Source organism: Vibrio aestuarianus, assembly GCF_028858425.1.
GTDB lineage: Bacteria > Pseudomonadota > Gammaproteobacteria > Enterobacterales > Vibrionaceae > Vibrio > Vibrio aestuarianus.
In genome coordinates this window covers 276,373-293,457 of record NZ_JAKNYQ010000001.1, presented here as the reverse complement: position 1 = coordinate 293,457, position 17,085 = coordinate 276,373, and the positions used below count along the sequence as shown (strand labels likewise).

The 17,085-nt window shown below is 43.7% G+C and carries 18 protein-coding genes; 2 read left to right on the top strand and 16 right to left on the bottom strand.

Going from position 1 to position 17,085, the window contains the following annotated elements; all coding sequences use genetic code 11:
- Nucleotides 1-5: 5 nt before the first annotated feature.
- Nucleotides 6-911, bottom strand: a complete 906-nt coding sequence (punR, locus tag MCT08_RS01490) for a DNA-binding transcriptional activator PunR (RefSeq protein ID WP_053308849.1) — start codon at nt 909-911, stop codon at nt 6-8.
- A gap of 148 nt (nt 912-1,059) precedes the next feature.
- Here punR and punC point away from each other — a divergent pair, with 148 nt between their 5' ends.
- On the top strand, nt 1,060-2,265 hold the full coding sequence (punC, locus tag MCT08_RS01485; RefSeq protein WP_053308850.1) for a purine nucleoside transporter PunC: 1,206 nt from the start codon (nt 1,060-1,062) through the stop codon (nt 2,263-2,265).
- Between the two features lie 48 nt (nt 2,266-2,313).
- Here punC and MCT08_RS01480 read toward each other — a convergent pair whose 3' ends face one another.
- On the bottom strand, nt 2,314-3,087 hold the full coding sequence (locus MCT08_RS01480; protein WP_053308851.1) for a transporter substrate-binding domain-containing protein: 774 nt from the start codon (nt 3,085-3,087) through the stop codon (nt 2,314-2,316).
- Between the two features lie 95 nt (nt 3,088-3,182).
- Here MCT08_RS01480 and MCT08_RS01475 point away from each other — a divergent pair, with 95 nt between their 5' ends.
- Complete coding sequence (locus MCT08_RS01475) at nt 3,183-3,920, top strand: amino acid ABC transporter permease (RefSeq protein WP_053308852.1); 738 nt, start codon at nt 3,183-3,185, stop codon at nt 3,918-3,920.
- Between the two features lie 28 nt (nt 3,921-3,948).
- On the opposite strand, the gene glmU is transcribed toward MCT08_RS01475, so the two are convergent.
- From glmU to mnmG, 14 genes are all read right to left on the bottom strand, one after another.
- A complete protein-coding gene (gene glmU / locus MCT08_RS01470; RefSeq protein WP_261918265.1) occupies nt 3,949-5,307 on the bottom strand; it encodes a bifunctional UDP-N-acetylglucosamine diphosphorylase/glucosamine-1-phosphate N-acetyltransferase GlmU in 1,359 nt (452 codons plus the stop codon).
- 149 nt (nt 5,308-5,456) lie between these two features.
- Nucleotides 5,457-5,879 (bottom strand): F0F1 ATP synthase subunit epsilon, encoded by a 423-nt coding sequence (locus tag MCT08_RS01465; protein WP_053308854.1) that lies wholly within the window; start codon nt 5,877-5,879, stop codon nt 5,457-5,459.
- Nucleotides 5,880-5,897: 18 nt separating this feature from the next.
- Entirely contained in the window at nt 5,898-7,301 is a 1,404-nt protein-coding gene (gene atpD / locus MCT08_RS01460) for a F0F1 ATP synthase subunit beta (protein ID WP_168523863.1), read from the bottom strand.
- A 34-nt stretch (nt 7,302-7,335) separates the two neighbouring features.
- Entirely contained in the window at nt 7,336-8,205 is an 870-nt protein-coding gene (gene atpG, locus MCT08_RS01455) for a F0F1 ATP synthase subunit gamma (RefSeq protein WP_053308856.1), read from the bottom strand.
- Between the two features lie 43 nt (nt 8,206-8,248).
- The gene (gene atpA / locus MCT08_RS01450; protein ID WP_274677740.1) at nt 8,249-9,790 is read right to left on the bottom strand and encodes a F0F1 ATP synthase subunit alpha; all 1,542 of its coding nucleotides are present in this window, start codon (nt 9,788-9,790) and stop codon (nt 8,249-8,251) included.
- A 13-nt stretch (nt 9,791-9,803) separates the two neighbouring features.
- Entirely contained in the window at nt 9,804-10,337 is a 534-nt protein-coding gene (gene atpH / locus MCT08_RS01445) for a F0F1 ATP synthase subunit delta (RefSeq protein ID WP_053308858.1), read from the bottom strand.
- A 14-nt stretch (nt 10,338-10,351) separates the two neighbouring features.
- Nucleotides 10,352-10,822 carry a F0F1 ATP synthase subunit B gene (gene atpF / locus MCT08_RS01440; RefSeq protein WP_053308859.1) on the bottom strand — a complete coding sequence of 157 codons (471 nt, stop codon included), beginning with the start codon at nt 10,820-10,822 and terminating at the stop codon, nt 10,352-10,354.
- Between the two features lie 76 nt (nt 10,823-10,898).
- Nucleotides 10,899-11,153, bottom strand: a complete 255-nt coding sequence (gene atpE / locus MCT08_RS01435; protein WP_053308860.1) for a F0F1 ATP synthase subunit C — start codon at nt 11,151-11,153, stop codon at nt 10,899-10,901.
- Between the two features lie 56 nt (nt 11,154-11,209).
- A complete protein-coding gene (gene atpB / locus MCT08_RS01430) occupies nt 11,210-12,040 on the bottom strand; it encodes a F0F1 ATP synthase subunit A (protein ID WP_053308861.1) in 831 nt (276 codons plus the stop codon).
- An 8-nt stretch (nt 12,041-12,048) separates the two neighbouring features.
- Nucleotides 12,049-12,438, bottom strand: a complete 390-nt coding sequence (locus MCT08_RS01425) for a F0F1 ATP synthase subunit I (RefSeq protein WP_274677739.1) — start codon at nt 12,436-12,438, stop codon at nt 12,049-12,051.
- A gap of 189 nt (nt 12,439-12,627) precedes the next feature.
- Nucleotides 12,628-13,509: a ParB/RepB/Spo0J family partition protein gene (locus tag MCT08_RS01420; protein WP_171979812.1), complete on the bottom strand. Its 882-nt coding sequence runs from the start codon at nt 13,507-13,509 to the stop codon at nt 12,628-12,630.
- Nucleotides 13,510-13,533: 24 nt separating this feature from the next.
- Nucleotides 13,534-14,307 carry a ParA family protein gene (locus MCT08_RS01415; protein WP_053308864.1) on the bottom strand — a complete coding sequence of 258 codons (774 nt, stop codon included), beginning with the start codon at nt 14,305-14,307 and terminating at the stop codon, nt 13,534-13,536.
- A 15-nt stretch (nt 14,308-14,322) separates the two neighbouring features.
- Nucleotides 14,323-14,955 (bottom strand): 16S rRNA (guanine(527)-N(7))-methyltransferase RsmG, encoded by a 633-nt coding sequence (rsmG, locus tag MCT08_RS01410; RefSeq protein WP_053308865.1) that lies wholly within the window; start codon nt 14,953-14,955, stop codon nt 14,323-14,325.
- Nucleotides 14,952-16,850 carry a tRNA uridine-5-carboxymethylaminomethyl(34) synthesis enzyme MnmG gene (gene mnmG, locus MCT08_RS01405; RefSeq protein WP_274677738.1) on the bottom strand — a complete coding sequence of 633 codons (1,899 nt, stop codon included), beginning with the start codon at nt 16,848-16,850 and terminating at the stop codon, nt 14,952-14,954. The genes rsmG and mnmG overlap by 4 nt, the downstream gene beginning before the upstream one ends.
- Nucleotides 16,851-17,085 lie beyond the last annotated feature (235 nt).

Sequence of the window (17,085 nt, the reverse complement as noted above, 5' to 3'; positions counted from 1 at the left end):
TTTTTTTAGAATGCTTTTAACCAATCTTGGTGAAGTTGTTGGCTGCTACCTAAATAATTAACCATCCACTCAATCAACTTATGATTATCGTCTTTACGCCATACCAAGCAACATTGACTGAGTGGCTTATCATCTGGCAATATTTTCTCAACAAGCAACCCATCAGCAATTAAAGGTTGCGCTATGTGCCTTGGCATATAACCGATACCTACCCCATTTTTCAAACATTCAATGGCACTGTACCAATTAGGCAATAGTAAACGTCTTTGCTGTGGATAATGACCAGTATGCCGCTTAGGCAACACGCTTGACGTATCATCCAAACAAATAGCAGGATACTGGCTGACGAAAGCTTCGGTTAGGTTTTGCTCTCGAACACAAGGGTGGCTAGGCGACATAACAAATGCCCAATCCAATAGCCCCATATCTCGCACTTCAAAATCCCCCCCGACAGGAATAGCCGAGGTTGCACCAATCACAATATCAGCCCGACCTTGTGCTATAGCCTCCCAAGAACCATTAAATACTTCCATATTGATTTGCAGCTCAGCAAACTCAAATGTGCGATAAAAATCTTCCACCAGTGGTTTCATCTTATCGAGTTTAACCACGTTATCCAGTGTCAGTTTTAGTGTCTTTTGCCAGCCATGGGCCGCGCGCTTAGTCTGGGCACGCACTTCCTCCATCTGCCTTAATAACTGACGAGCCTCCAGCATAAAAAGCTCGCCGGCAGGCGTCAGTTCGACCTTTCTAGGCAAACGACGAAATAGCAATACATCCAAATCTTGTTCAACTTGACGCACGCCATAACTGATCGCTGAAGGCACTTTATGTAAAACCTCTGCAGCGGCAGTAAAACTTCCCAACCGAGCAACGGTATCGAGCATTTCTAATGATGATTTGGAAAACATAAGCCTTCAAATTTTTTGATTGATAACTAACAAATTTAGCGTTTCATTTAATATTAAACGAAAAATAGAATACCAGTGTAGATAAATAAGGGCTGGTAACAATAAAAACCAGCTCAATACTCATTAATTTTTTTGAATGGTTAGAATAATGAAAGCATCAAAATTGCAGTTGCTGTACTTAGCCGCCCTATCCATGCTCGGCTTCATTGCCACCGACATGTACCTTCCTGCTTTTAAAGCGATGGAAATCGACTTTGCCACAGGGCCAGAACAGATCGCACTATCACTGACAGTATTTCTGGTAGGTATGGCGTTAGGTCAACTGCTATGGGGATTAGCTTCAGACAAATATGGTCACCGAAATACACTAGCGGCAGGCTTAGCGCTATTTACTGTGGCTTCATTTGGTTTAGCTTTTAGTGAACAAGTTTGGCAATTATTGGCGCTCCGCTTTGTACAAGCGTTAGGGGTTTGTGCACCTGCCGTTATCTGGCAAGCCATGGTCATTCAACGCTACCCAGCCAAAACGAGCCAACAAGTGTTCGCAACCATCATGCCATTAGTGGCGTTATCTCCCGCATTGGCTCCTCAGCTAGGTGTGTTATTGGCGGATAACTTTGGTTGGCACAGTATTTTTGTCGCATTAACTTTAATGGGCGCAGCGCTTGTCGTGTTTACCTTTGGTCAAAAGAATGAGATTTCACAACCAAAGCAAACCTCGATTAAACAAGATATTAAAACGTTACTAAGTACTAAGACTTACCTAGGTAATGTGATGATGTTTGCTTGCGCTTCGGCAGCCTTCTTTGCTTATTTAACCGGTATGCCCGAAATTATGGCTCGCTTAGGTTATGCCGCCAAAGACATTGGCTTAAGTTTTATTCCTCAAACGATTGCTTTCATGGTCGGTGGTTATTTAGGTAAAGTCGGTGTAAATAAGTTCGGCGATGAAAAAGTTCTGAAACAGTTAATTGGTCTATTTAGCGTGGCAACCTTATTGGTTTTCATCGCTTCACAATGGCAATTGACCTCAATTTGGCCAATTCTAGCGCCTTTCTGTTTGATTGCAGTTGCGAACGGTGCGCTTTATCCAATTGTGGTCAACCGTGCTTTATCCAGTGCTAAACAGAGCCCAGCAACAGCAGCTGGGTTACAAAATAGCCTACAAATCTGCGCCAGTAGTTTAGCCAGCGCACTAGTTGCAGCATTAGCAAGCCAAGCACAAATGGTAACCGGTATTGCGATTATGATTTGTATGGGTGGATTATGGATAGGTTATATTGTCTCGAATAGACAATTATCAGAACACTTCACCACACCTGATAATGCGCGGGTTGTTTCTGAGAAAGAGTAATAAAAAGGAAGCCGTTCGTTATGAGCGGCTTCTATCATTTAATTATGACTAAATGCTTTTCAATCCCCACTTATCAGCAGTTTGCTTGAAGAAACCTTGCGTTTTCTTTAGCTCAACCCAGTGATTAACATAATTGATCCACACTTGGTCGTCTTGCGGTAATAGCATTGAGATAGGCGTGGGTTTGCGAGCTTCTTTTACTGGTACAACAGCAAGCTGATTAAATTTCTCCACCAGCGTTGCCGCTTCTACATTGGAAGTCACCGAGACATCGGCTCTACGAGCAAGCAGCTCTTGATAGTCGCGAGCGGGCGCTTCAATTACAACATGTTGCGCAGAAGGAAAAAATTCTTTAACCATTTTTTCCTGCACAGTACCAAGCGTGGCTGCCACTTTAATTTCTGCTTTATCAAAATCGCTCCAATCACTGTATCGAACGAGATCTTTCTTTTGTACAACAGGCACAAAGGCCAAGTAAAAATAAGGCTGACTATAACCGGCCACTTTTGCGCGTGACATATTGAGTGAGGCACTACCTGTTATATCGTATTTATTAGCTGTAATACCATTGACCAAAGTTTTCCAGTCCGTCGCGACATACTCTACTTTCACTCCCAAATCTTTAGCCAGTTCAGCGGTAACATCAATATCAAAACCACGATAGCCATTGGTCGCAGGATCTTTCATAGTCATTGGGTTCCAATCACCAGTCGTACCAACTCGTAGCACACCACTATCTAATATTTCATGTAAACGGCTTTGGGCCATCACCTGACTCACTGACAATACACACAGTCCTAATGCGAGAAGCATCTTCTTCATTATCGTTTCCTTAAAATAATTCACATTTGTTAGAACATCATTGCTAACATAGCAGCAACAAATGGATTTTTTTAGTTTATTCAAGGTGTAGTGTGATGTTACGTGGCTTACTCATGATGACTATTTTGACGCTGACCGGATGCAGTGACTATCAATGGGGCTGGTATGTTCTCGATCCCACCAGTCAACAAGGTCTGCAAAATATCTCATTTCTAGTGGCTGGGTTTGGCGATACCATTAGTATTTCCCTGATTAGCATGCTACTCGCCATGCTATTGGGGTTAATTGTCGCATTACCTGCGCTATCTGAACGCCAATCGTTACGCTTATTCAACCGAACTTACGTTGAAATTATTCGCGCTATCCCTGTACTGGTTTTATTACTCTGGGTCTACTACGGCTTGCCTTCTTTATTTGACCTATCACTCAATCACTTTTGGGCTGGTGTAATTGCATTAACCATTGCAGAAAGTGCTTTTATGGCCGAAGTGTTTCGAGGAGGCATACAGGCGATCCCTACAGGACAACATGAAGCGGCAAATGCGCTTGGACTTAACTATTGGCAAAAAATGCGTTGGATTATATTGCCGCAAGCTTTACGGCAAATATTGCCGCCACTGGGGAATCAATTTGTTTATATTTTAAAGATGTCGTCATTGGTGAGCGTGATTGGGTTAAGTGATTTAACAAGACGAGCCAATGAATTGGTTGTGACAGAATACCTACCGTTGGAAGTTTACACCTTTTTAGTATTCGAATACTTAGTGTTGATCCTTTTGGTTTCGCAAGGCGTGAGATGGCTAGAAAGAAAGATGGCGGTAGGAAAACGCTAGCTCTACATAAGAGCCAGCGTTTTTATCATTACTTCTTAGTTGGGCGCTTCCAGCCTGAAATTTTGCGTTCTTTGGCGCGAGTAATCACCAACTCACCTTCAGCAACATTGCTTGTCAGGGTTGTTCCAGCGCCAACGGTAGCACCATTGGCAATCGTTACAGGTGCGATAAGTTGGCAATCAGAACCAACGAAGACATCATCACCAATCATGGTTTTGAATTTATTGGCACCATCGTAGTTACAGGTAATTACACCTGCACCAATGTTGACACGTTGTCCCACTTCCGCATCACCTAAATACGTTAAGTGATTGGCTTTTGAACCTTCGCCTAAACGAGCATTCTTCACTTCGACAAAGTTACCAACGTGCGCGTCATTACGCAGTTCAGCACCAGGGCGTAAACGAGTAAAAGGACCTACAGTACAATTTTCTGCTACCGTTGCACCTTCAATGACACTGTATGGACGGATGACCGTATTATCATCGATCTCACAATCTTTAAGTACACATCCAGTACCTATAATGACGTTATCGCCTAGTGTAACGTTACCTTCAATAATGACATTAGTGTCAATTTCGACATCCATACCACACTGTAATTCACCGCGTAGATCAAAACGAGACGGGTCGCGTAGCATTACCCCTTGCTCTAGCAGTTTCTTCGCTTGAGTGGCTTGGTAAGCTCGCTCTAAACGTGCTAGTTGGGCGCGATCATTAACCCCCTCAACTTCAATCGAACTGGCTGGATGAACCGCTTCAACCGCACGTCCTTCGTTATGTGCTGCTGCAATAACGTCTGTAAGGTAGTACTCACCTTGCGCATTTTCATTGCTTAAGCCAGATAGCCAGCGTTTTAAATCACGACCCGTTGCTACTAACACACCGGTATTGATTTCTTTGATCAGTTTTTGCTCATCAGTGGCATCTTTTTGCTCAACAATCGCCACCACAGGGCCGTGTTTACGAACAATACGTCCATAACCCATCGGGTTATCTAAAACGACCGTTAATAAAGCAATACCGTCATTAGGTTGTGCATCAAGTAAGCTTTCTATCGTCTCTTCAGAGATCAATGGAACATCACCGTAAAGCACGAGGATCTTCTCATCATCATGAAAATGATCAGATGCTTGATCAACAGCGTGACCGGTACCCAATTGTTCAGCTTGTAGAACCCAGTTCACCGACTCTTCAGCCAACACTTGCTGCATTTGATCACCACCGTGACCATAAACCAAATGAATATTCTGAGCACCCAAACCAGTACACGTGTCAATCACGTGTTTAACCATTGGCTTGCCTGCCAGTGTATGCAGCACTTTAGGCATATTAGAATACATTCGAGTACCTTTACCTGCTGCTAGGATCACTGCGCTAAATTTCATTGACGACCTATTGACGTTAAAAAAGTTAAGCCGCATTTTAACGGTAATTACTCTGTTAGTTAATTTATCTGGGCACTTTTCTGTTAAATAATAAGCAAAAAGGCGACCAATTGGTCGCCTTTTTCATCACGTCTTAATTCTAAAACAAATTAACGACGTTTTTTTGTCAGCTCGATAACTCGTAACTGAGCAATGGCTTTAGCCAGTTCACTGGCCGCTTGCGCGAAGTCCATGTCGCCATGCTGATTCAAAATATTCTCTTCAGCTTTGCGTTTGGCTTCTTCTGCCTTAGCTGCGTCTAGCTCTTCACCACGGATTGCCGTATCAGCCAGTACAGTCGCTGTACCAGGTTGAATTTCGACAATACCACCAGAAACATAAATAATTTCTTCGTGGCCGTGTAGTTTAACGATACGCACCATACCAGGCTTTATAGCGGTCAGCAGCGGTGTGTGACCATGGAAAATACCCAGTTCACCTTCGCTACCGGTCACCTGAAACGTTTCAACTTGGCCAGAGAAGAGTTTCTTCTCAGCACTTACAACGTCTAGGTGAAAGGTTATTGCTGCCATATCGCCTCCTAGTTAGCCTTATAGCTTCTTAGCATTCTCAAGAGCATCATCGATAGTACCGCAGTACATGAATGCTTGCTCAGGAACGTCATCGTATTCACCAGATAGAAGACCTTTGAATCCACGTAAAGTCTCTTTAAGAGATACGTAAACACCTGGGTCACCTGTAAATACTTCTGCTACGTGGTAAGGCTGAGTTAGGAAACGTTCAATCTTACGTGCACGAGATACAACTTGCTTATCACCTTCAGACAGCTCGTCCATACCAAGGATCGCAATGATATCTTTCAGCTCTTTATAACGCTGAAGCGTCTGCTGAACACCACGAGCAATATCGTAGTGCTCTTGACCGACAACCAATGGATCAAGCTGGCGAGATGTTGAATCTAGCGGGTCGATCGCAGGGTATAGACCCATAGCAGCGATGTTACGGTTAAGTACAACCGTTGCATCCAAGTGCGCAAATGTTGTTGCTGGAGACGGGTCAGTCAAGTCATCCGCTGGTACGTATACCGCCTGTACAGACGTGATAGAACCTTGCTTAGTTGACGTGATACGCTCCTGAAGCACACCCATTTCTTCAGCTAGTGTAGGTTGGTAACCTACCGCAGAAGGCATACGACCTAGCAGTGCAGAAACTTCGGTTCCCGCCAAGGTATAACGGTAGATGTTATCAATAAACAGAAGTACATCACGACCTTCGTCACGGAAGCGTTCTGCCATTGTAAGACCAGTCAGTGCAACACGTAGACGGTTACCTGGTGGCTCGTTCATCTGACCGTAAACCATTGCTACTTTTGATTCTTCAGGTTTTTCGATGTTTACAACACCCGCTTCCTGCATCTCAAAGTAGAAATCGTTACCTTCACGAGTACGCTCACCTACACCCGCAAATACGGATAGGCCAGAGTGTTTTAGTGCGATGTTGTTGATAAGTTCCATCATGTTAACGGTCTTACCTACACCTGCACCACCGAATAGACCGATTTTACCACCCTTAGCGAATGGACAAATCAAGTCGATTACTTTTACACCCGTTTCTAGAAGAGCAGTTTCGTTTGCTTGCTCTTCGTAGCTAGGCGCTGGACGGTGAATTGAGTACAACTCTTCTGCACCGATCTCGCCACGCTCATCAATCGCGTCACCAAGAACGTTCATGATACGACCTAGGGTCTTAGTACCTACTGGTACTGAGATTGGAGCACCAGAGTTTTCAACTGTTACTCCACGACGTAAACCATCAGAGCTACCCATTACGATACAACGAACTACGCCACCGCCTAGCTGTTGTTGAACTTCAAGAACGAGACGCTCTTTTGAGTCCGTAACGTTTAGAGCGTCATATACACTTGGTACTTCGCCCTGTGGGAACTCTACGTCGACTACTGCCCCGATGATCTGTACGATCTTACCTGTAGCCATCGTTAATCCTCTAAACTGTTTGTTTTACCTAAGCTTAAACCGCTGCTGCGCCTGAAACGATTTCCGATAGTTCTTGTGTAATCGCCGCCTGACGGGCTTTGTTGTACACAAGTTCAAGATCATCAATCAAGTTACTAGCGTTATCTGTAGCAGCCTTCATCGCAACCATTCGAGCAGCTTGTTCACATGCAAGGTTCTCTACTACACCTTGGTAAACCTGAGACTCGATATAGCGCAGCAATAGTGCGTCTAATAAAGGCTTAGGTTCTGGTTCGTAGATATAGTCCCAAGAATGCTTACGTTCCTGCATATCTTTGTCGTCTGATTTAGGCAAAGGCAATAATTGATCAATCGTTGGTTGTTGAACCATGGTATTAACAAAATGGTTAAACACCACATATAAGCGGTCTAACTCACCATTGTCATATTTTTTCAACATCACGCCGACAGCACCAATCAAGTCTTCCAGACTAGGATAATCACCTAATCCTGAAACTTGGGCTGCCACCTTGGCTCCTGAGTTATTAAAAAATGCAGTCGCTTTTGAGCCGATAACAGCTAGCTCAATTTCTGCACCTTTCTCTTTCCAGCCTTGCATTTCTACAACCGCATTTTTGAATAAGTTAATATTCAAACCACCACATAGGCCACGGTCTGTAGAAACGATGATGTAACCAACACGCTTAGCTTCACGCTCTTCTAGGTACGGATGACGATACTCTAGATTCGCGCTAGCCATATGACCGATCACTTTACGAATTGTCTCAGCGTAAGGACGAGTAGCTTCCATAGAATCTTGCGAACGTCGCATCTTCGATGTCGCTACCATCTCCATCGCTTTCGTAATCTTCTGAGTGCTTTTAACACTGCCGATTTTACTACGTATCTCTTTTGCGCCGGCCATCGTTACTCTCCATTAGTTGGTGGCAGAGACTGCCACCGACCTATTACCAAGTTTGAGTTGCTTTGAAATCGTCCATCAGTTTCTTCAACTGAGCTTCAATTTCATCGTTATAAGCACCCGTCTTGTCGATCTCAGCTGCTAAATCAGCATATTGACCGCGAGCATACGATAGTAGAGCCGCTTCAAAATCTAGAACTTTACTAAGTTCAACATCGTTTAAGTAGCCGCGCTCGACAGCAAAAACAACCACAGCTTGATCAAATACAGACAATGGAGCGTACTGCTTCTGCTTCATTAGTTCTGTTACTTTTTGACCATGGTTTAGCTGACGCTTAGTTGCTTCATCAAGATCAGACGAGAACTGTGCGAATGCCGCTAGTTCACGATATTGTGCTAGTGCAGTACGAATACCGCCAGATAGCTTCTTGATGATTTTCGATTGCGCTGCACCACCTACACGAGAAACTGAGATACCAGGGTCAACAGCAGGACGAACACCAGCGTTGAACAATTCAGTTTGTAGGAAGATCTGACCATCGGTAATCGAGATTACGTTAGTCGGTACGAATGCAGATACGTCACCCGCTTGAGTTTCAATGATTGGAAGAGCAGTCAAAGAACCAGTCTTACCTTTCACTTCACCTTTCGTAAATTCATCAACGTAATGTTCGCTTACGCGAGCTGCACGTTCTAGAAGACGAGAGTGAAGATAGAAAACATCACCAGGGAACGCTTCACGACCAGGTGGGCGTTTTAGTAGTAGCGAGATCTGACGGTACGCAACCGCTTGTTTAGATAGATCATCATAAACAATCAGTGCATCTTCACCGCGATCACGGAAGTATTCACCCATTGCACAACCTGAGTATGGTGCTAGATATTGCAGCGCCGCAGATTCTGCCGCAGAAGCAACAACAACGATAGTGTTAGCTAACGCACCATGTTCTTCAAGTTTGCGAACCACGTTAGCAATAGTCGATGCTTTTTGACCGATAGCTACGTAGATAGAGAAAATACCAGAGTTTTTCTGGTTAATAATTGCATCGATCGCCATTGCTGTTTTACCAGTTTGACGGTCACCGATGATAAGCTCACGCTGGCCACGACCGATTGGGATCATCGAGTCAACTGACTTATAACCAGTTTGTACAGGTTGATCTACCGACTTACGGTCGATTACGCCTGGTGCAATTACTTCTACAGGTGAAGTCAACTTCGCCTCAATTGGACCTTTGCCATCAATAGGCTCACCTAGCGTGTTAACAACACGGCCAAGCAATTCAGGACCAACTGGTACTTCAAGAATACGACCAGTACCTGTAACTTTCATGCCTTCCTTAAGGTCAGCATATGGGCCCATTACAACGGCACCAACCGAATCACGGTTCAAGTTTAGTGCTAGCGCGTAACGACCACCCGGTAATTCAATCATTTCACCTTGCATCACGTCCGCTAGGCCGTGAATGCTAAGAATACCATCGCTTACCGATACGATAGTACCTTCGTTGCGAGCTTCACTAACAACGTCGAAAGCTTCGATACGTTGTTTAATTAGATCGCTAATTTCCGTGGAATTAAGTTGCATGCTCCAATCCCCATCAAGACTGCAATGCATCGCTCAGGCGGTTTAAACGACCGCGAGCTGAGTTATCGATGACTAGGTCTCCGGCTCGAATTATAACCCCACCAAGTAGGGTCTCATCTATACTGCAATTCAGCTGAACTTTGCGCTCAAGACGCTGCTCAAGTTTGTTGCTGATATCTGCACATTGTTTCTCAGAAAGTTCAGTTGCTGAAATAACATCAACATCTATCTCTTTCTCATGTTCCTGTTTTAAGGCTAGAAACTCGTTACAAACATCAGGAAGGGCCTTTAATCGGCCGTTCTCAGCCATCACCTTAATCAGGTTCTGGGCGTGAACATCAAACTGATCGCCACAAATTGCGTTCAAAATTTCTGCTAATTTCTCAGCAGAGGTAGAGCTAGTTAATAACTCTTTAATTTGATCGTTCTTTGCGACCTCGGCAGCAAAAGCAAGCATTTGAGCCCATTGGCTTAGCTGCTTTTTCTCCACCGCAAAATCGAATGCTGCTTTAGCATAGGGGCGTGCGATTGTAATAAAATCAGACATATGCGCCCCCATCCTTAAAGTTTTGCAGTAATGTTGTCGAGAATATCTTTGTGCGCATCTTTATCGATTGAACGCTCAAGGATTTTCTCAGCACCAGCTACAGCCAGAGTTGCAACTTGTTTACGCAGCTCATCGCGGGCACGATTACGTTCAGATTCAAGTTCAGCTTCAGCTTGCGTTAGGATTTTCTGGCGTTCCGCCTGAGCTTCCTCACGTGCTTCATCTAGAATTTGAGCTTTACGTTTATTGGCCTGTTCGATGACCTCAGTTGCAGTGCGCTTCGCTTCTTTCATTTGTTCAGAAGCGTTGGCTTGTGCTAGATCCAAGTTTTTAGCAGCACGCTCAGCGGCTGATAGACCGTCAGCAATTTTTTTCTGACGTTCTTCGATCGCTTGCATAATTGGCGGCCATACATATTTCATGCAGAACCACACAAAAAGTGCAAACGCGATTGCTTGACCTAGCAGAGTTGCGTTCATATTCACAACAGCTACCCCTCTATTTGTTCACCAACGAAAAGTATTAATCAACGACAAATTATTAATTTGTGTGATCGGTTGATTAACCTAGTTGACCAACAAATGGGTTCGCAAAAGTAAATAGAAGCGCGATTACGATACCGATCATTGGAACCGCATCAAGTAGACCCGCGATGATGAACATCTTAACTTGTAGCATAGGAGCCATTTCTGGTTGACGAGCTGCACCTTCTAGGAATTTACCACCTAGAATTGCGAAACCAATCGCTGTACCAAGAGAAGCAAGACCGACGATAATACCTACCGCGATTGCAGAAAAGCTCAGTAAAGTTTCCATTACTATCTCCAATTTATAGTTGTTGGCTTATGTGCCCAAATAAAAAGCTTAAAAAATTAATGATCACTGTCTTCGTGTGCCATTGACAGATATACGATAGTCAACATCATGAACACGAAAGCCTGAATCAGAATTACCAGAATATGGAAAATAGCCCACGGAAGTGAACCCATCCATTGTAGCCACCATGGTAGCATCGCTGCGATAAGAATGAATACAACCTCACCCGCGAACATGTTACCGAATAAACGCATCCCAAGAGAAAGAGGTTTCGCTAAAAGCGACACGACTTCAATCAGTAGGTTAAACGGAATCATGATTGGGTGATTGAATGGATGTAAAGCCAATTCTTTCGCAAAACCACCTAGACCTTTCACTTTGATGCTGTAGAAAATCATCAACGCAAATACGCCTAGAGCCATAGCCATGGTGATATTCACATCAGCAGAAGGAACCACTTTTAAATAAGGGATACCAAGCCAATGTTCTGCTGGATACGGTAAGAAATCAATTGGAATTAAATCCATGATGTTCATCAACAATACCCAACAAAAGATAGTCAGTGCCAGCGGTGCTATAAGTGGATTGCGTCCATGAAAGGTGTCTTTGACGTTCTGATCGACAAATTCCACCACCATTTCAACAAAACACTGAAGCTTACCTGGTACACCCGCTGTTGCTTTCTTTGATACTGAACGAAATACCCATAAGAATATTAAGCCAGTAAACAAGGAAAAAAACAGGCTATCGATATGTACGTTCCAGAAACTTGTTTCACTAATTGATAGACCTAAATCGTAATGCTCAGAAATCTTCGCAAGAGACAGGTTTGTCAAGTGGTGCTCAATGTATCCGGACGATGTTAGCGCTTCACCTGGCGCAGCCATAACTCATCCTATTTTTTGTTGTTAATGAATAGCACTGGCGCACAGATATTAATACCTAGAGCCAGCAAATAGGTTAGTTTGAGGGGAACAAGTTCCACCTGCATATACATGTAGGCAACATAGAACAGTGCAACTGTGATAAGGATTTTGAGTACTTCGCCTGTATAGAAAGAGGCCGCAATCTGCTTTGCAGCACGAGCTCCACTAAACATAAAAGCACACAGCGCAAAAACCGCATTCGCAATGACAAAAATGCCACCACCAACCAGCGCAGAAAACCCCCATTCAGCATTTACAGCTACCGCCATCCCTGCTGCCACAACCATAACCGCGCCAAACTGGATCATTAACAATTGCTTAGCAAGCTCTCGTCCTGGTCTAGCTAACGCAGCTACCATGTATTCGTACCTCTAGTAATGTCCACAGCTCATCTACAACATAGGGCAGTGGAAATTGGCGAAAATTATACGGTCACTCTAACTGATTGCAATTGAAACACAGCAAAAAGTTACAATTTTGTTTACAAACCGACAACTTTCAAATAAAAAATGTTTTTTATCATAATTGATTTAAATCAATTATCTCATTTAGCTTTCAAGCTTGGCAATTAGTTGCTCTAATTTGTGAGGCTCATCAAGACTAATCGTCACTTTAGCTTTACCGCCCTTAGAGCGAACAATTGAAACTTTAGCCCCCAACATTTCACTTAATTTTTGTGACATTTGTTGTGCATCTGCGTCTTCCGCAGGCAATTCTTGATCAGATGTCTGTGTTAAGCACTTTTTCACTAATTGCTCAGTTTGTCTAACCGTCAATTGCTTTTCGGCGACGCGCTCAGCAACTTCCGTTTGTTGTTCACCTTCAAGCATAAGAAGAGCACGGGCATGGCCCATTTCTAATTGCTTCGACTCAACTAAACGTTTTACACCATCATCAAGCTGGTTCAGCCTTAGTAGGTTACTTACGGTTGCTCGTGATTTACCTATCACATCGGCAACTTGTTGATGGGTCAGTTTAAACTCTTCTTGTAAGCGCTCAAGCGCTTGCGCTTCTTCAATAACATTCAGATCTTCACGCTGAATGTTTTCGATCAGTGCCATCGCAATGGCAGCGCGATCATCCACATTTTTTATTAAGCAAGGAACTTGTTTTAAACCCGCTTGTTTTGCAGCGCGCCAACGGCGTTCACCTGCAATAATTTCATAACCACCCGCAGCTAAATTTCTCACAACAATCGGCTGAATGATACCTTGCGATTGAATGGATGCAGCTAGCTCTTCTAAAGCATCCGGAGACATATCTTTGCGCGGTTGATACATGCCCGGCTTTAAACTTGAGATGGCAATATCCATTAATTCACCATCAGAAGATAGCGCTTGACTGTATGAAGCCGCTTGCTGTTTTTCACGGGCAAGAGAACTGGTCGCCAACAGAGCGTCCAATCCTTTTCCTAAACCACGTTTAGACATGTGGACGAATTCCTTTAAGTGAGATTATGCAGGTATTTCTTCTCGACGAAGCATTTCACCAGCTAGTGCCAAATAGGCTTTAGCTCCAGCTGAATACTTGTCGTAATACATTGCTGGTTTGCCATGACTCGGCGCTTCAGCAAGACGAACATTACGAGGAATAACTGTGCGGTAGACTTTATTACCAAAGTGCTTTTTCAGTTGATCGGAGACTTCATTAGCTAGGCGATTACGTGGATCGTACATGGTACGAAGTAATCCTTCAATTTTGAGGTTGTCATTAACCACCGCAGCCAGTTTACTAATGGTATCCATTAACGCAGTTAAACCTTCTAATGCAAAATACTCACATTGCATAGGCACTAAAACAGAATCCGCTGCGGCCATGGCATTGATTGTAAGAAGGTTTAAGGAAGGAGGACAATCGATAAAGATGAAATCATAGTTATCACGAACTGGTGCTAACGCATTTTTCAAGCGAACTTCACGCGCAAACACTTCCATTAGCTTAATTTCAGCAGCAGTCACATCGCCATTGGCTGCGATCAAATCATAATGACCAGTTGTCTTGCGACAGACGACATCATCAAATGGTGTATCTTCAACCAATAACTCGTAGGCTGTCGCATCAACTTGATACTTATCAACCCCACTTGCCATTGTTGCATTGCCTTGTGGGTCGAGATCAATCACCAATACTTTGCGTTTAGTCGCCGCCATAGACGCCGCTAAATTGATACACGTTGTTGTTTTTCCAACGCCACCTTTCTGGTTGGCGATAGCTACGATTTTGCCCACAAATATGCCTCGCTGTTATCCCTTGCGAGATAAGATTACAAGATGACGGTCACCTTCCAACTCTGGAACTTTCAAAGCTTTGACATCGGTCACAGAACACCACTCTGGTAGTGTAGCTATTTCTTCTTCTGGCAGTTGTCCTTTCAGGGCTAAAAATAGGCCCGTTTGTTCTTTTGGCAAATGATGACACCATTCGACCATGTCCAGCATTGAAGCAAATGCACGGCTAAGTACGCCATCAAATTTTACTTCAGGCTGGAACTCTTCTACTCGACTTTGGATTGTTGTCACATTTTTAATACCAAGCTCATGAAGAACTTGTTTAATAAAACGAATGCGTTTGCCCAAACTATCGAGTAAGAAAAATGTTTTATCTGGGTTCATGATTGCAAGAGGGATACCCGGTAAACCAGGACCTGTGCCAACATCAATAAAACGCTCACCCTGTAAGTGAGGACTTACCACTATACTATCTAGGATATGTTTCACAAGCATATCCATCGGGTTACGCACAGAAGTGAGATTGTAAGCCTTGTTCCACTTATCCAACATTTCAACATAACCAACGAGTTGGTTGCGTTGTTGTTCGTTGACTTCGAGATCGGTTTGGCTAACGAGTTGATCCAGACGCGTTCTTAATTCACTCATGCCGCATCATCTCCTTTTTTAAGAACACCTTGCTTCTTCAAATAAACCAATAGGATAGAGATAGCAGCAGGCGTAATACCCGAAATTCGAGAAGCGATACCAACGGTTTCAGGCTGTGCGGTATTCAGTTTAAGAATGACTTCATTCGACAGCCCTTTGACTTGCTTGTAATCCAAATCTAGCGGTAATTTGGTGTGCTCATGACGCAAAGATTTATTGATCTCATCTTGCTGTCGTTGGATATAGCCTTCGTATTTGACCTGAATTTCAACTTGCTCTGCCGCTTGAAGATCCTCAAGAGCTGGCGAAAAAGCTTCAAGAGAAGTCAGTTGTTGGTATGTGATCTCAGGGCGGCGCAATAGATCCTCACCACTCGCTTCACGCGACATTGGCGTTTTCAAAAGTGCATTCAGTTCGTTGATACCGACTGAGTTGGGATTCATCCACGTTTCTTTCAAGCGTTGGCGCTCTAGTTCCATATTTTCGATTTTTTGGTTAAAACGAGCCCAACGAGCATCATCAACCAAACCAAACTCTCGAGCTTGTTCTGTTAAACGTAAATCGGCGTTGTCTTCACGTAATAGCAAGCGATATTCCGCACGTGAAGTAAACATACGGTAAGGTTCTTTGGTACCCATCGTTGAAAGATCATCAATCAACACACCCATGTAGGCTTGATCACGTCGTGGGCTCCAACCCTCTTTGTTTTGGCTATATAAACTTGCGTTTAATCCGGCCATCAAGCCTTGTGCTGCAGCTTCTTCATAGCCGGTAGTGCCATTAATTTGACCAGCAAAAAACAACCCATTCATAAATTTAGTTTCATAGGTTTGTTTGAGATCGCGTGGGTCAAAGAAATCGTACTCAATTGCGTAGCCTGGACGAACAATGTGCGCTTTTTCAAAGCCTTTCATTGAACGAACAATCTGTATTTGTACATCAAACGGTAAGCTGGTGGAGATGCCGTTTGGATATAATTCGGTTGTAGTTAAGCCTTCCGGTTCGATAAAGATCTGATGACTATTTTTGTCAGCAAAGCGCATCACTTTATCTTCAATCGATGGGCAATAACGAGGTCCGATACCTTCAATAACCCCAGCATACATCGGGCTGCGATCTAAATTGGCACGGATCACATCATGTGTTTTTTCATTGGTGTGTGTGATGTAACACGGGATCTGACGCGGATGGTGACTACGCTGACCCATAAATGAAAATACTGGTGTTGGGTTGTCGCCGTGTTGAGCTTCTAAAACAGAAAAGTCAACACTGCGTGCATCAATGCGTGGTGGGGTCCCCGTTTTTAAACGATCAACTCTGAAAGGTAATTCTCGTAGACGATCAGCCAATGCGATCGATGGAGGATCGCCTGCGCGGCCTCCTGAGAAGTTTTCCAACCCAATGTGGATCTTTCCTCCAAGGAAAGTCCCTACGGTCAATACAACGGCTTTAGCGTGGAATTTGAGGCCCATTTGAGTAACGACACCCACCACATGATCATTCTCAACGAGAAGATCATCTACAGCTTGCTGAAACAAAGTTAAGTTGGGAGTGTTTTCAAGAACATCACGCACATACGCTTTGTACAGAGCGCGATCAGCCTGCGCGCGAGTAGCTCTAACCGCTGGGCCTTTTGAGGCGTTTAGCGTTCTAAATTGAATACCTGCATGATCAATCGCTTGAGCCATAAGGCCACCCATGGCATCGACTTCTTTGACTAGGTGTCCTTTACCGATACCGCCAATGGCTGGGTTACAAGACATTTGACCTAGTGTATCTATGTTGTGAGTAAGCAATAACGTACTTTGACCAGTACGAGCTGCTGCAAGAGCGGCTTCCGTTCCTGCGTGGCCACCACCGACCACAATGACGTCAAATTTTTCGTGATGAAGCATGCACCGACCTCAGGTATTCAATGAAGGTATGGACTGACAAAAGAGGCGTATTCTACCTTCTTTCCTTTGGCTAGAAAATCGCTTTCTGACTTTTTAATTAAAGGCTTGGTAAGTTAATAATATATAAGATCTATATAGAGATCTTTTATTAGATCTATTATTAGGATCATGCTTTTCTGTGGATAACTAATAAATGATCAACAAGATCATGGATCTTAATAGGATCGTAAACTGT